General features: G+C 68.9%; 13 protein-coding genes. 11 read left to right on the forward strand and 2 right to left on the reverse strand.

All coding sequences use genetic code 11. From position 1 onward, the window contains the following. Positions 1-115: 115 nt before the first annotated feature. Positions 116-1,342, reverse strand: a complete 1,227-nt coding sequence (locus BUC15_RS16975) for a multidrug effflux MFS transporter (protein WP_073190691.1) — start codon at positions 1,340-1,342, stop codon at positions 116-118. Positions 1,343-1,508: 166 nt separating this feature from the next. On the opposite strand from BUC15_RS16975, the gene BUC15_RS16980 reads away from it, so the two are divergent. The 10 genes from BUC15_RS16980 to aroB all read left to right on the forward strand — a co-directional run bounded on the left by BUC15_RS16980 (position 1,509) and on the right by aroB (position 11,398). Beyond that, the gene (locus tag BUC15_RS16980) at positions 1,509-2,876 is read left to right on the forward strand and encodes a replication-associated recombination protein A (RefSeq protein ID WP_073190695.1); all 1,368 of its coding nucleotides are present in this window, start codon (positions 1,509-1,511) and stop codon (positions 2,874-2,876) included. A gap of 72 nt (positions 2,877-2,948) precedes the next feature. After that, positions 2,949-3,329, forward strand: coding sequence for a DUF948 domain-containing protein (locus BUC15_RS16985; RefSeq protein WP_073190697.1), 381 nt, complete (start codon positions 2,949-2,951; stop codon positions 3,327-3,329). Then, positions 3,326-3,559, forward strand: a complete 234-nt coding sequence (locus tag BUC15_RS16990) for a DUF6167 family protein (protein WP_073190700.1) — start codon at positions 3,326-3,328, stop codon at positions 3,557-3,559. The genes BUC15_RS16985 and BUC15_RS16990 overlap by 4 nt, the downstream gene beginning before the upstream one ends. Positions 3,560-3,579: 20 nt before the next feature. After that, on the forward strand, positions 3,580-6,231 hold the full coding sequence (gene alaS, locus BUC15_RS16995) for an alanine--tRNA ligase (protein ID WP_073190702.1): 2,652 nt from the start codon (positions 3,580-3,582) through the stop codon (positions 6,229-6,231). Further along, positions 6,224-6,685: a Holliday junction resolvase RuvX gene (ruvX, locus tag BUC15_RS17000; RefSeq protein ID WP_073190705.1), complete on the forward strand. Its 462-nt coding sequence runs from the start codon at positions 6,224-6,226 to the stop codon at positions 6,683-6,685. Before alaS ends, ruvX begins: the two co-directional genes overlap by 8 nt. After that, positions 6,682-7,797: an endolytic transglycosylase MltG gene (mltG, locus tag BUC15_RS17005; protein WP_073190708.1), complete on the forward strand. Its 1,116-nt coding sequence runs from the start codon at positions 6,682-6,684 to the stop codon at positions 7,795-7,797. Before ruvX ends, mltG begins: the two co-directional genes overlap by 4 nt. After that, positions 7,797-8,609: a shikimate dehydrogenase family protein gene (locus tag BUC15_RS17010; RefSeq protein ID WP_073190723.1), complete on the forward strand. Its 813-nt coding sequence runs from the start codon at positions 7,797-7,799 to the stop codon at positions 8,607-8,609. Before mltG ends, BUC15_RS17010 begins: the two co-directional genes overlap by 1 nt. 13 nt (positions 8,610-8,622) lie before the next feature. Continuing rightward, on the forward strand, positions 8,623-9,819 hold the full coding sequence (gene aroC, locus BUC15_RS17015; protein WP_073190725.1) for a chorismate synthase: 1,197 nt from the start codon (positions 8,623-8,625) through the stop codon (positions 9,817-9,819). Then, a complete protein-coding gene (locus BUC15_RS19675; protein ID WP_073190711.1) occupies positions 9,816-10,316 on the forward strand; it encodes a shikimate kinase in 501 nt (166 codons plus the stop codon). Before aroC ends, BUC15_RS19675 begins: the two co-directional genes overlap by 4 nt. After that, a complete protein-coding gene (gene aroB, locus BUC15_RS17025; RefSeq protein WP_073190714.1) occupies positions 10,313-11,398 on the forward strand; it encodes a 3-dehydroquinate synthase in 1,086 nt (361 codons plus the stop codon). The genes BUC15_RS19675 and aroB overlap by 4 nt, the downstream gene beginning before the upstream one ends. Before the next feature lie 19 nt (positions 11,399-11,417). Here the strand turns inward: aroB and BUC15_RS17030 are convergent, their stop codons facing one another. After that, positions 11,418-13,109: a glycoside hydrolase family 13 protein gene (locus BUC15_RS17030; protein WP_073190717.1), complete on the reverse strand. Its 1,692-nt coding sequence runs from the start codon at positions 13,107-13,109 to the stop codon at positions 11,418-11,420. 112 nt (positions 13,110-13,221) lie between these two features. On the opposite strand from BUC15_RS17030, the gene BUC15_RS17035 reads away from it, so the two are divergent. After that, the gene (locus BUC15_RS17035) at positions 13,222-14,007 is read left to right on the forward strand and encodes a maleylpyruvate isomerase family mycothiol-dependent enzyme (RefSeq protein ID WP_073190720.1); all 786 of its coding nucleotides are present in this window, start codon (positions 13,222-13,224) and stop codon (positions 14,005-14,007) included. Positions 14,008-14,143 lie beyond the last annotated feature (136 nt).

Genomic DNA, 14,143 nt, shown 5'->3' on the forward strand with positions numbered 1-14,143 from the left:
GGGGCTGGTCTGGGCCGTGAGCACTATTCGGGACTCGATCGCCGACACGCCGTAGTTGGGCGTCATTTCCGGGAACGAACCCGGGATAGTGCTCACCGCCTACCCAGCCACAGCCTCAGACCAGGGCGGTGCGGGGCATCGAGTGCGGCCGGAGGACCAGCCACAGGGCAAGCGTTGCCAGCGTCGCGCAGGCCAGCATCGCGGTGCCCATCGGGACCGCGCTGGTCATGGGCACCAACCCGATCAGCGGACCGACCATCGAGCCGACGATCTGCGACGACGCGCCGAGCAGCGACGACGCCGTCCCCGAGCGCTCCCGGTGATTCATCAGCACCAGAAGTTGCGTGCAGGGGGCAGACGATCCGAACCCGAACGTGAACAGGAACAGCGCCGGCACGAGGGGCACGTAGCCGATGTCGGCGGCGTTGATCACCAGGACCGCCAGCGACGCGGTGAGCATGACCGAGGTCGAGATGACCAGCACCCATTGCGGGCCGTAGCGCTGAGCCAACCGGCTACCCGTCTGGACCCCGATGAACACGCCGCACGAACAGATCGCAAACACCAGACCGAACCCTCGTGCGGTCAGGCCGTAGACGCTCTGCAGCAGCACCGACGAACTGGACACGTAGGAGAAGAGACCGCCGAAGGAGAAGGCCGCGATCAGCATGCCGCCGAGCGAGACGCGGTCGCGCACGACCACGCCGAAGCTCTTGGCGAGGGCGCCGAGGCCGCCGCGGGTGCGCTGCTCGGGTGGCCGCGTCTCCACCGTCGTCATCACGATGAGCAGCACCACCAGGGTGCCGTAGGCCGCCAGGCCCCAGAAGATGCCGCGCCACGGCATGATGCTGACCATCCAGGAGCCAACGATGGGGGCGATGATCGGTGCGAGACCCGAGATCAGTGCAAGCCGCGACAGCATCACCACGAGCGGACGCCCACTGAACAGGTCTCGCGCCATCGCCATCGCCACGACGGCGCCACCGGCGGCGCCGATGCCCTGCAGCATGCGCATCGCGGTCAGGAAACCGACCGAAGGGGCGATCGCCACCAGCACCGAGGAGATCACGTGAAGCGACGAGCACACCACCAACGGCCACCGCCGGCCGAGCCGGTCGCTCAACGGACCGACGATCAGCTGGCCCAGCGCGAACCCGAGCGTGGTCGCCGACAGCGTGACCTGGACCTGTGCGTCGCTCAGCGACCACTCCTGCTTGATCACAGGGAACGCGGGCAGATACAGGTCGATGGTGAACGGACCAAGCCCCGTCAGTAGACCAAGGGTGATGATGACGGCGAGTCGACGGCGGCGCGAGAATTGGCGGCCGAGATCGGATTCCATGGGCGGCCTTCGAGGCTAGAGGGTTGGGGTTGGGAGGTGCTCCGCGCACGGTTTGGCAGCCGGGACCATCGGGTCGGCATGGCTGGTGTTGCGAAGAAACCCAAAAGCAGATGATATGCCCGGATTCAATCAGTTCCAAAGCGGGGCCGCCCGGTAGAGTGTCGACGTGTCTGTCGACCTGTTCGGAAACCCGGATCCCGAGCCCGCTCAAAGGGGCGGATCGCTCAGCTACTCCGGCAATCCGCAGGCGCCACTGGCCGTCAGGATGCGCCCGCGAGACCTCGACGAGATCGTGGGCCAGCGCCACCTCCTCGCCCCCGGTTCCCCGCTGCGCAGGCTGGCCGACGGGCAGCCGATGTCGGTGTTCCTCTGGGGCCCGCCCGGGGTGGGCAAGACGACCATCGCCTCGGTCGTCTCCCAGGCGACGCGGCGCCGCTTCGTGGAACTGTCCGCCGTCACGGCGGGCGTCAAGGAGGTCCGCGCCGAGCTGGAGGAGGCGCGGCGACAGCTGGCCCGTGGCCGTGCCACCGTGCTGTTCGTCGACGAGGTCCACCGGTTTTCCAAGGCGCAGCAGGACGTGCTGTTGCCAGCGGTCGAGAACCGACTCGTCACCCTGATCGCGGCCACCACCGAGAACCCCTCGTTCTCGGTCATCTCACCCTTGTTGTCACGCTCCCTGCTGCTCAGGTTGCAACCCCTCACGGACGACGACCTGGCTTCGCTCCTGGAACGGGCCCTGACCGACGAGCGGGGGGTCAGGACGGCGACCGGGGAGAGCCTGGCGCTCGCCGACGAGGCCCGCGACATGATCATCCGGCTGGCCGGGGGCGACGCGCGCAGGGCACTGACCTACCTGGAGGAGTCCGCCGCGGCCGCCGAGGCGCTGGGGAGGCCCGCCATAGATCAGGCGGCTGTCGAGTCCTCGGCAGACCGGGCCGCCGTGCGTTACGACAAGGACGGTGACCAGCACTACGACGTCATCTCCGCATTCATCAAGTCGATCAGGGGCTCGGACGTCGACGCCGCCCTGCACTACCTCGCCCGCATGTTGGAGGCGGGGGAGGACCCGCGTTTCATCGCGCGTCGACTCATGATCTCCGCATCCGAAGACATCGGCATGGCGGCAAGCGGCGTCCTGCAGACGTGTGTGGCTGCGGCCCAGGCGGTTGCCCTGCTCGGCATGCCGGAGGCGAGGATCACGCTGGCCCATGCCACCGTCGCGGCGGCCACGGCGCCGAAGTCGAATGCGGCCTACCTGGCCCTGGACAAGGCGATCGCCGACGTGAGGGCAGGAAAAGGCGGTGCGGTGCCCGCCCATCTCAGGGACGCCCACTACGCGGGGGCCAAACCGCTCGGCCACGGGGAGGGCTACCGCTACCCGCACGACTTCGAGCACGGGGTGGTCGCCCAGCAGTACCTGCCCGACGACCTTGCCGCGGCCCGCTACTACGAGCCCACCGACAACGGGCAGGAGGCGGTGATCGCTGAGCGGGTGCAGTTGCTCCGAGACCTACTCGGCAGGCCCGGCGCCTGAACGACCTGTCCCGAGCAGGGGCGCGGAGGCGCGCGCAACGGCAACCGGCAGTGGTCGGCTAGAGTTGCGCGCATGACCGTTGGTGAAATCGCTGGCCTGATCGCGGCCGTGGCGCTCTGCGTCCTGGTCGCCCTCGCGGCCGTCCCGCTGCTCAAACTAGGACGAACCCTCGATGAGGTGCGGCTCGCAGTTCGGGACGTGGGGAACAACTCAGTCCCGATCCTGCACGAGCTCAAGTCGACGGTGGTCGCTGCCAACGACGAACTCGCCAAACTCAGCATCGTCACCGACGACGCCGCGAAGGTGTCAGGGCACGCCACGGTCGTCAGCGAGAACGCGGCCCAACTGACCTCCCTGTTCTCCGCCACGCTCGGTGGCCCGCTCGTCAAGACCGCGGCCTTCACCTACGGCGTCCGCAAGGCCGTGCAGGGTCGGAAGAAGGCCGCCAGGTGAGGCGCTTGTTCTGGCTCCTCGTCGGGGCAGGGCTCGCCGTCTTCCTGCTGCTTCGTGGCAGGCAACTGCTCGAACGCTTCACACCGAAGGGCGTGGTGGAACAGGTCGAGAAGAAGGGCCACGAGACGGCAGCCGGTTTCGGCGAGTTCATGGCCACGTTCCGCACCTCGATGGCCCAGCGGGAGGCCGAGCTCCGCGATGAGCTGAACATCCCCGCAAACAACAACTGATTTTCAAGGACTACCAGATAATGAAGACCGCCGAAATCCGGAGCCGGTTCATCGACTTCTTCGTGAAGCATCAGCATGTCGATGTGCCGAGCGCGTCGCTGCTGTACAACGACCCGACGCTGCTTTTCGTCAACGCCGGCATGGTGCCGTTCAAGCCGTACTTCCTCGGCGACGAACCGGCCCCGTACGACCGCGCGGTCTCCGCGCAGAAGTGTGTGCGCACCCTCGACATCGAAGAGGTGGGCAAGACCACCCGTCACGGCACCTTCTTCCAGATGCTCGGCAACTTCTCCTTCGGTGACTACTTCAAGGAGGGTGCGATCACCTACGCCTGGGAGTTCGTCACGGGTAGCGAGGAGGACGGCTGTCTCGGGTTCGACCCCGAGACGGTCTGGGTCACCGCGCTACATGGAGATCAGGAGACGATCGACCTTTGGCAGAAGGTCGGTATCCCGCGCGAACGCATCCAGGAACGCGGGCTGAAGGACAACTACTGGCACATGGGGGTCCCCGGCCCCGGCGGCCCCTGCTCCGAGATCTACATCGACCGCGGCCCGGGGTTCGGCGCGGACGGCGGCCCCGAGGCCGACGAGGACCGCTTCCTTGAGATCTGGAACCTCGTCTTCCAGCAGGAGGAACTCTCCGCGGTCCGAGCCAAGGACGACTTCGACGTGGCGCGCCAACTGCCCAGCCGCAACATCGACACGGGCGCCGGCTTGGAGCGCATCGCGCTGCTGAAGCAGAACGTCGCCAACATGTACGAGATCGACGAGGTCTACCCCGTCATCCAGAAGGCGGCCGAACTATCGGGTAAGCGCTACGGCGATGACCACACCGACGACATCCGCTTCCGCGTGGTCGCCGACCATGTCCGCTCCAGTCTGATGTTGATGACCGACGGAGTCACCCCCGGCAACGAGGCCCGCGGTTACGTGCTGCGGCGCCTCCTTCGGCGCGTGATCCGCTCGATGCGGCTACTCGGGGTGAGCGCCCCGGTGCTGCTTGAACTGCTGCCAGTCTCCCGCGACCTGATGCGGGTCTCCTACCCAGACATCGACGCGGCCTGGCCCCGCGTGGCAGAGGCGGCCGAGGCGGAGGAGAAGTCGTTCCGGCGCACCCTGCAATCGGGCACCGTGCTGTTCGATTCGGCGGTCGACGATGCCCGCAGCGAACACGTCACCACGCTTCCGGGCGACCAGGCGTTCCGGCTGCACGACACCTTCGGGTTCCCGATCGACCTGACGATGGAGATGGCCGCCGAGCAGGGGCTGACCGTCGACCGGGCCAGGTTCGATGCGCTCATGAAGGAGCAGAAGGAGCGGGCAAGGGCCGATGCCAAGTCCAAGAAGGGAGGCGCGGCGAGCCTTGAGGCTTACCGTGAGCTCCGTGAGGCGGGCGAGGTGCCGTTTCTGGGCTACACCGACCTGGACGTCTCAACCAGGGTGCGTGGCATCGTGGCCGACGGGGTCGTCGTCGACCGCGCCCTCGACGGCGCCACCGTCGACATCGTCTTGCAGGAGACCCCGTTCTATGCGGAGTCCGGTGGTCAGGATGCCGACCGCGGCGTCATCAGGGGCGACGGGTTCAGCCTGAACGTCATCGACGTGCAGCGCCCCGTCCCCGGCCTGGTCGTGCACCGTGTTGAGGTGCTGGGTGAGTTGCCGGTGGGGGCCAGCGTCGATGCCAGGGTCGACGGCATCGCCAGGCACGGATCGTGCCAGGCCCACACCGCGACGCACATCGTGCATGCCGCGCTGCGGGAGCTGGTCGGCCCCACAGCGACGCAGGCTGGCTCATACAACAAGCCCGGCTACATGCGCTTCGACTTCTCATCGACGCACGGGCTGAGCGATCAGCTGAAGGCAGAGATCGAGGGCCGCTCCAACGAGGCGATCGCCGACAACTTCGCGGTGACCGCGCAGGAGATGAAGCTGGAGGACGCCAAGGCGCTCGGGGCGATGGCCATGTTCGGAGAGAAGTATCCGCCGATCGTGCGGATGGTCGAACTGGCCGGACCCTGGTCGAGGGAGCTGTGCGGCGGCACCCACGTCGCCACCACCGCTGAGATCGGCATGCTGAACCTGCTTAGCGAATCCTCCATCGGGTCTGGGGTGCGCCGTGTCGAGGCGCTCGTGGCTGCGGACGCGTTCTCGAAGTTCGCCGCGGAGCGCGCGTTGGTCAGCACCCTGACCGACACGCTGCGGGTGCAGCCGGACCAGTTGGTCGGGCGTGTCGAACGGCTCGTCACACAACTGAAGGACGCCGAGAAGCAGATCGCGAGACTGAATGCGGAAAAGCTGCTCGCCAGCTCCGCAACCCTGGTGGAGCAGGCCGAGACGGTGGGAGGCGTCCGCTATCTCGGCGTGAGTACCCCCGGCGTGGCAGGAGGGGACCTCCGGACGCTTGTGCTGGACCTGCGCGAGCGCCTCGGCTCCGGGCCCGCCGTCGTGGCGTTGATCGGCGGCTCAGACAAGCCCACTGCAGTGGTCGCCACCAACGAGGCCGCCCGAGGGCTCGGTCTGAGGGCCGGCCAGCTCATCGGGCTTGCCAGCGCCGCGCTCGGCGGCAAGGGCGGCGGCAAGGACGACCTCGCGCAAGGCGGCGGAACCGACCCGGCCGCAGCCCCTATGGCCTTGGCCGCGGTGCGCTCGGCGCTGGATTCGCGTGGCTGACGGGCCACGACTCGGCATCGACTGGGGCAAGGCCAGGATCGGTGTGTCGGCGGCAGGCGCCGGAACATCGTTCGCCTATCCGGTGGAGACCGTTCAGGCCGGTGCCGAGGAACAGGCCCGGCTGGTCGCACTGGTCGCCGAATACGAGCCGACCGTGGTCTACGTCGGGCTGCCCCTCACCCTTGCGGGGGAGAGGGGGATCGCCGCCGGTTTCATCACTGACAAAGCGGTCCAGTTCGCGGCCGCCATCGCGCCGGTCGAGGTGAGGCTCGTCGACGAGCGGATGAGTACCGCCTCGGCATCACGTAACCTGGGGAGGGCCGGTCGAAGCGCAAAGAAGCAGCGCGGCGTCATCGACCAGGCGGCGGCCGTCGAGATTTTGCAGACCGCGCTTGACGCCGAGGAGCGTCACGGTGGGCCGGTCGGCCAACGTGTGATTGAGGAGGAACGGTGAGCCCCGCGTTCAATGACAACGACCGACGCCTGAACTGGCGCAAGATCGGCTACCACGCGCGCAGCGCCCTCGCTGTGATCCTCGCGGCGGCGGTGCTGGGCGGAGGTGCCTGGTTCGTTTACTCGAAGATCAACGACGCCTACATCGAATGGCGCACCGAGGATGACTACATCGGTGAGGGCAGCGGCGAGGTCGAGATCCTCATCCCCCGCGGGGCGACCCCGGCGCACATCGGCGACCTCTTGACCGAGGCGGGCGTGATCAAGTCCACGAGGACCTTCCGCAGCGAGGTGCAGCGCAGCGGGCGAGGAGATGAACTCCAGTACGGGCGCTACAAGCTCAAGAAGGAGATCCCTGCGGCCGTCGCGTTCGAGATGTTGCTCAACCCCGACAACAAGGTGGTCCTCTGGGTGCTGTTCCCCGAGGGCACGACGATGGCGGAACAGCAGGCGATCACGGTGGAGACGACCAAACTCTCGTTGGCCGACGTGCAGGCGGGTGCCGCGGACACCACCATCTTCAAGCTGCCCGATTACGCAGGTGGCAAGCTGGAGGGCTTCCTGTTCCCCTCAAAGTACGCGGTCTCGGAGCCGCCCGTGGCCTCCTGGATCTACGCGACCCAGGTGGGACAGTTCAACCGGATAGCGGAGAAGCTCGACCTCGTGGGTGGGGCCGAACAATTGGCGACCACACCGTTGGCGGTGGTCACTACTGCCTCGATCATCGCCTCGGAGGTGACGAAGACGGCGGACCAACCGATGGTCGCCGCGGTCATCTACAACCGGATGAAGCAGGGCATGAAACTCGAGATGGACTCGACCGTGCACTACGCCGTCGGCAAGTCCGGAAAGGTCACGACCACCGCGGAGGACCGGGCCAACCCGTCGCCCTACAACACTTACGTGCATCCCGGGTTGCCGCCCGGCCCGATCAGCAACCCGGGTGAGACGGCGTTGTCGGCCGCCCTGCACCCCGCCGACAGCGATGCGCTGTTCTTCGTCACCGTCAACCCCGAAACCGGCGACACCAGGTTCGCCGCGACGCTGGAGGAACACAACGCGAACGTGGCGCTCTTTCAACAGTGGTGCTCCGCCAACGCGGGCAAGTGCTGATGCGTTCGGGGGTGATCGGCGACCCGGCCGGGCATTCACTGTCCCCGGCGATCCACCGGGAGGGTTACCGGCTCAACGCCCTCGACGACTGGTCCTATGACGCCTACACGGTGACCGCCGCCGACCTTGCGACGTTCGTCCGGACCCGCATCGACGACCCCGACTGGGCCGGGCTCAGCGTCACGGCGCCGCACAAGGAGGCCATCGTCTCGTTCGGCGACCCGGACGAACCGACCCGGCTGATCGGCGGCGGCAACACCATCGTCTTCGGGGATGAGCCCCGCGTCTACAACACCGACGTGCCCGGCTTCATCGGAGCCTGGCTCGCGCACGGCCTGGCGGCCCCCCGCAGCGCGGCCATCCTGGGCAACGGGGCGACCGCCCGCTCGATCGTGCTGGCCCTGGCAGACCTCGGCGTGCGGGAACTGACTGTGTTCGCCCGCCGTCCCGAGCGTGCCGCGGCCCTCGCCCAGCTCGCCTCGACGCTCGGGCTGACGACCGACGTGCGGTCGCTGGGGGAGGGCGCCGACCGGGTCGATCTCGTGGCCAGCACCATTCCCGCGGCCGCCGCCGCTCCCCACGCGGATGCGCTGGCCACCGCGGCCGATGTCGTCTTCGACGTGGTCTACGACCCTTGGCCGACGCCCCTGACCGCGGCGGCCCAGAGGAAGGGCCGGATGGTGCTCAACGGCCTCGACCTGCTGGCCGGGCAGGCCGTCGACCAGTTCCACCTGCTGACTGGGCACCGCGTCACGTATCAGCAGTGCCGTTCGGCAGCCGGTCGCGAACTGAAGGCGCGCTCGGCACTCTGACACAATGGCGGTCATGCTTCGTTACCTGACCGCCGGGGAGTCCCACGGCCAAGCCCTGATCGCCACCATCGAGGGCATCCCGGCCCACGTCCGGGTCGGCACCGCGGAGATCGCAGAGAACCTTCGCCGGCGCCGCCTCGGCGTCGGACGGGGAGCCAGGATGAAGTTCGAGGCCGATGAGTTGACCCTGCTGTGCGGCTTCCGGCACGGCGAGACCCTGGGCTCGCCGATCGCCATCGAGATCGGCAACACCGAATGGCCGAAGTGGCAGCAGGTGATGGCACCTGGCGACGTCGATGACGAGATCCTCGCCCAGCTGGCCCGCAACGCGCCGCTGACCAGGCCCCGGCCCGGGCACGCCGACCTGGCGGGCATGCAGAAGTACGACTTCGACGAGGCCCGCCCCCTGCTTGAACGCGCCTCCGCCCGGGAGACGGCCGCCCGCGTCGCGCTCGGCACCATCGCGCAGGCCTTCCTCAGGCAGGCGCTCGGCGTCGAGGTCCTCAGCCACGTCGTCGAGCTCGGCCCGGTGCGGGCCGTCCGGCCGGATCTGCCCACCATGGCCGACCTGCCAGCGATCGACGTCGACCCGGTGCGCTGCTTCGACCCGGCCGCGTCGGCTGCGATGCAGGAGGAGGTGGAGGCGTGCCACAGAGACGGCGACACCCTCGGTGGGGTCGTCGAGGTGGTCGCCTGGGGCCTGCCGCCCGGCCTCGGCTCGCATTCGCAGGGCGACCGCCGGTTGGATGCGAAACTGGCCGGCGCGCTGATGGGCATCCAGGCGATCAAGGGCGTCGAGGTCGGCGACGGCTTCGAGTTGGCGCGGACCCGCGGCTCGCTGGCCCATGACGAGATCCTCCCCGGCGCATCCGGTATCCGACGCGCGTCGCACCGCTCCGGCGGCACCGAGGGCGGGATGTCCACCGGTGAGGTGCTCAGGGTCCGGGCCGCGATGAAGCCCATTGCGACGGTGCCCCGGGCGCTGCGCACCATCGACACCACCACCGGTGAGGCGACCGCCGCCCACCACCAGCGCTCCGACGTGTGCGCCGTGCCCGCGGCGGGCGTAGTCGCCGAGGCGATGGTCGCCCTGGTGCTTGCCGAGGCCGCGCTCGAGAAGTTCGGCGGCGACTCCGTGGGAGAGACCCGACGCAACTGCGAGGCCTACCTGGCCGACGTCAGGGCCAGGGGCCTGGAGATCGGCCGATGAGCATCGTCCTGATCGGCGCGCCCGGATCGGGCAAGTCCACCGTCGGAAAGCGCCTCGCCCGTCGCCTCGGGTTGACGTTCGTGGACGTCGACCACCGCATTGAGGAGGTCGTGGGCAAACCGATCGCCGAGATCTTCGCCGACCACGGGGAGGAGTATTTCAGGGCGGTCGAAGAAGAGGCCACCATCGAACTGCTCGGCAGCTGTGGTGTGTTGAGCCTCGGCGGTGGATCGGTGATGAACGCCGCTATCCGGGAGGCGTTGGCGGGTCACGAGGTGATCTGGTTGAAGGTCTCGGTCGGGCAGGCCAGCCGGCGGGTCGGCCTCAACACCGCGCGCCCGTTGCTGCTCGGCAACGTGCGTGGCCGACTGATCGAGTTGATGCGGGAACGCACCCCCGTCTACGAGTCGTTGGCGACGGAGGCCGTCGAAACCGACGGCCGGGGCTCGGCCGAGGTCGCCGACCAGTTGGCCGCGGAACGGGGCTGGGCGCAGTGAAGGGCGGCACCGTCCGCGTCGAGTCGAAGCAGGGTCCCTACGACGTCACCGTCGGTCGGGGCGCGTTGGATCGGCTGCCTGACCTGCTCGGTGAGGCGTCCCGGGTCGCCGTCATCCATCCCGCCTCGCTGGGGGCGCTGGCGCGCCGCGTGGAAGCGATGGTGGATCGACCGGTCACACTGATCCCGGTGCCTGACGCCGAAGCTGCCAAGACCCCGCAGGTGCTGACCGGGTGTTGGAACGCCCTCGCGGCTGCCGGATTCACCCGGAACGACCTCGTCGTGGGTGTCGGCGGTGGAACCACGACAGACCTGGCAGGGTTCGTGGCCGCCTCCTGGCTGCGCGGCATCGGCTACCTCAGCGTGCCTACGTCGGTGCTGGGCATGGTTGACGCCGCGGTCGGGGGGAAGACGGGCATCAACCTGGAAGCGGGAAAGAACCTCGTCGGAGCGTTCTACGAGCCCCGGGCCGTGCTCTGCGACCTGACGCTCCTCGCCTCGCTCGATGCCTCGGAGGTAGCCTCCGGGCTGGCCGAGGTGATCAAGTGCGGGTTTATCGCCGACCCTGAGATCCTGAAGCTTGCCACCGCCGACCTCGCCGACTGCCGCGACGTCGCCAGCGACCGGTTCGCCGAACTGGTGCTGCGCGCCGTCAGCGTCAAGGCGCGCGTGGTCGCCGCCGACTTCACCGAGTCCACGTCGGTCGGCGACCAGGTCGGACGGGAGGCCCTCAACTACGGCCACACCCTGGGCCACGCGATCGAGAAGCACGCCGGTTTCACGTGGCGGCACGGGCAGGCGATCAGCGTCGGAATGGCATGGATGGCGCGGGTCTCGCGCGACCTGCTCGGGCTCGACGGGGACACCGTCGAGCTGCACGACCACCTGCTCGGCGGGCTCGGGCTGCCGCTGAGCTACCCGGCACCGTTCGAGGAACTGCGCCCGATCATGAGCCTGGACAAGAAGGCCAGGGGAGCGAGCCTCCGGCTGATCGGGATGCGGGAGATCGGTCGCCCGACCGTCCTCTCGGAGCCGCCCGAGCCCGTGCTGGCCGCCGCGTTCGGGGAACTCGCCGACCGGTAGGCGCCGGACCCGCATGGGATCACGGCACCGCGACGATCGCGGTCGCGTCTCCCGGGAGGAGGCCGTCGAGCGGCTCGTCTGCGCTTGTGAGCAGCACCTCGCCGGGTGGCAGCGGCGTGGGGGATTCGCCGAAGTTCGTGACGACGACCAAGCTTCGCCCGCCGGGGCTCTGCCGTCCGAGGCACAGCGCGCGGGGCGAGGCGACGCCGTCGAGCAAGGTGGCTGTCCCGCGGCGCAGGCTCGGCTCGGCTCGGCGAAGTGCCAGCGCCCGCCTGAAGAGCGCGAGCATCGAGGTGGGGTCCGCCTCCTGCGCCTCGACCGTCAGGTCGGCCCAGGCGGCAGGCATGGGAAGCCACGTCCGGACCCCTTCGGGGCTGAAACGAAACGGCGGGGTGGTCCCCGACCACGGCATCGGAACGCGGCAGCCGTCCCGGCCGCGGACCCGCCCGCCGGTGCGGTGGAAGACCGGGTCTTGAAGGACCTCGTCTGGGAGGTCGTCGACCTGTGGCAGCCCGAGTTCCTGGCCCTGGTACAGGTAGGCCGCCCCGGGTAGCGACAGCTGCAGGAGCGTGGCCGCCCGGGCGCGTCGTTCGCCGCGGGCTATGTCGACGTGAGTCGCGCCGTCGTCGCTGGTGTGTACCGCGCCGGGCACGTAGTCGCCCTCGAGTCGGACATCGGCGGCGAACCGGCTGACGGAGCGCGGGTTGTCGTGGTTGTCGAGCACCCATGTGCCTGGTGCCCCGACGATCTCGTTCGCGGCGAGGGAAGAGGCGATGGCCTGCCGGAACTCACCGATGTCCCAGGCTGCCTTGGCGAAGCGGAGGTTGAACGCCAGGTGCATCTCGTCGGGGCGCACGAAGAGGGCGACGACGTCGTCGGGTGCACCCGTCTCGATGACCGCCATCCGGTCCCCCGGGTAGGAGTCCATCACCCGGCGGAAGGCGCGGTAGATGTCGTGGACGGGGCTGTCGTCGCCCTTCGGGATGACCGGGTAGCCGCCGTCGGTGTCGGGCCAGCCGGTGTCCTTCACCAGGGCATCGGAGACGTCGATCCGGAAGCCGTCGACACCCCGGTCGAGCCAGAAGCCCAAGATGTGCTCGAACTCCGCGAGGATCTCGGGGTTGCCCCAGTTCAGGTCCGGTTGCTCGGGCGCGAAGAGATGGTAGTACCACTGGCCGGGGGTGCCGTCCGGCTCCATGACGCGGGTCCACGAGGTGCCGCCGAAGACGCTTCGCCAGTTGTTCGGCGGCTCGGCCCCGTCCTGGCCGCGCCCGTCAAGGAAATGGAATCTCGCCCGCGCCGAAGAACCGGGCCCTGCGGCGATCGCCGCGCGGAACCAGGCATGCTGGTCGGAGCAGTGGTTGGGAACCAGATCGATCGTCACCCGGATGCCGTGCGCGTGCGCGGCGGCGACCAGGGCGTCAGCATCGGCCAATGTGCCGAAGCGTGGGTCGACGCCGCAGTAGTCGGCGATGTCGTAGCCGCCGTCCACCTGAGGCGATGGGTAGAAGGGGCACAACCACAAGGCGTCGACGCCGAGGGAGGCGAGGTAGCCCATCTTCTCGACGACGCCGCGCAGATCCCCCTCACCATCGCCGTTCGCGTCCGCGAACGAGCGTGGATAGACCTGGTAGAAGACGGCCTCGCGCCACCACTGCGCGACGCCCGGGCGCCCGTCGACTGCCACCGGCTCCGAACCCGACCTGTTCATACGGCGACCCTACCGACGGCACCCCGCGGCCTCAGCAACCTTGAGCAGGTCGAGCCCCGACTGTGACCTGCATGACCCTCCTGGGAGCCGTCCGTCGGGTAGCGTCGGGTGCATGAGCTACGAACCCACAGCCGTGATCCGCGACGAGGCCGCGCGGTTCGCGACCGTCCTGGCCGAGGTCGACGGCGCGACCCCGGTCCCGAGCTGCCCGGGCTGGACGGCGGCCGACCTGCTTTGGCACCTGACCGAGGTGCACCTGTTCTGGAGTTCTGTGATCGCGTCCGGCGCCACCACCGACGAGCAGGTGCAGGCCATCGAGGAACACCCACCGGTGCGTCCCACCACCCGGTCCGAGGTGTTGTCGCGGCGGGCCCGGGCCACCGAGGACCTGCTTGCCGCGCTGCTCTCCGGGCCGCTTGACGCACCGGCGTGGAGCTGGTTCCCGCCCGACCAGAGCGTCGGCTTCACCGTCCGGATGCAGACCCACGAGGCCACCATCCACCGCGTCGATGCCGAACTGACGGCAGGGCTGCCCATCTCGCCGATCCGGGCCGATGTGGCGGCAGCCGGCATCGACCACGTGCTCGATGTGATGTGGAACTGGGTGCCGACGAGCGCGGAGAAGGTCCCGCTCGGCGTCGTCGAGCTGCGACCGACGGAGACGCAGCCGCGCCTGGTCGAGCTGTACCGCTGGACCGGGGAGGCGTGGGGCCAGCCGTTCAAGGACCAGATCGGTGGTCGACGGGCACCCGACGGCGTCCATCCGGACGCCGTCATCGAGGGCCCGGCGCAGCAGCTGGACCTGCTGGTCTGGTCCAGGCCCGCGATCGTCACGGGTTCCGGTGACGGCGAACTGTTGAACGCGTTCGACGAGCTGATCGCCTTCGGTATCCAGTAGCCAGGAACCGCGATCCTGCCGCATCTCGTGGCGTGCCGCCCAGCGCCGGCGGCCTGCCTCCGAAAATCCGCCAGTGTCGGATTGTCCTCGGTCTTGCTCCGAGGATCCGCCACTGCCCAGCGCTTCGGCGGCCTGC

This window comes from Tessaracoccus bendigoensis DSM 12906, assembly GCF_900141915.1.
Taxonomy (GTDB): Bacteria; Actinomycetota; Actinomycetes; order Propionibacteriales; family Propionibacteriaceae; genus Arachnia; species Arachnia bendigoensis.

Excerpts from the sequence above, each read along its gene's own strand:
- BUC15_RS16975 (WP_073190691.1), bottom strand. The coding sequence starts at position 1,342 with ATGGAATCCGATCTCGGCCGCCAATTCTCGCGCCGCCGTCGACTCGCC.
- BUC15_RS16985 (WP_073190697.1), top strand. The coding sequence starts at position 2,949 with ATGACCGTTGGTGAAATCGCTGGCCTGATCGCGGCCGTGGCGCTCTGC.
- alaS (WP_073190702.1), top strand. The coding sequence starts at position 3,580 with ATGAAGACCGCCGAAATCCGGAGCCGGTTCATCGACTTCTTCGTGAAG.
- BUC15_RS17010 (WP_073190723.1), top strand. The coding sequence starts at position 7,797 with ATGCGTTCGGGGGTGATCGGCGACCCGGCCGGGCATTCACTGTCCCCG.
- aroC (WP_073190725.1), top strand. The coding sequence starts at position 8,623 with ATGCTTCGTTACCTGACCGCCGGGGAGTCCCACGGCCAAGCCCTGATC.
- BUC15_RS19675 (WP_073190711.1), top strand. The coding sequence starts at position 9,816 with ATGAGCATCGTCCTGATCGGCGCGCCCGGATCGGGCAAGTCCACCGTC.
- BUC15_RS17030 (WP_073190717.1), bottom strand. The coding sequence starts at position 13,109 with ATGAACAGGTCGGGTTCGGAGCCGGTGGCAGTCGACGGGCGCCCGGGC.
- BUC15_RS17035 (WP_073190720.1), top strand. The coding sequence starts at position 13,222 with ATGAGCTACGAACCCACAGCCGTGATCCGCGACGAGGCCGCGCGGTTC.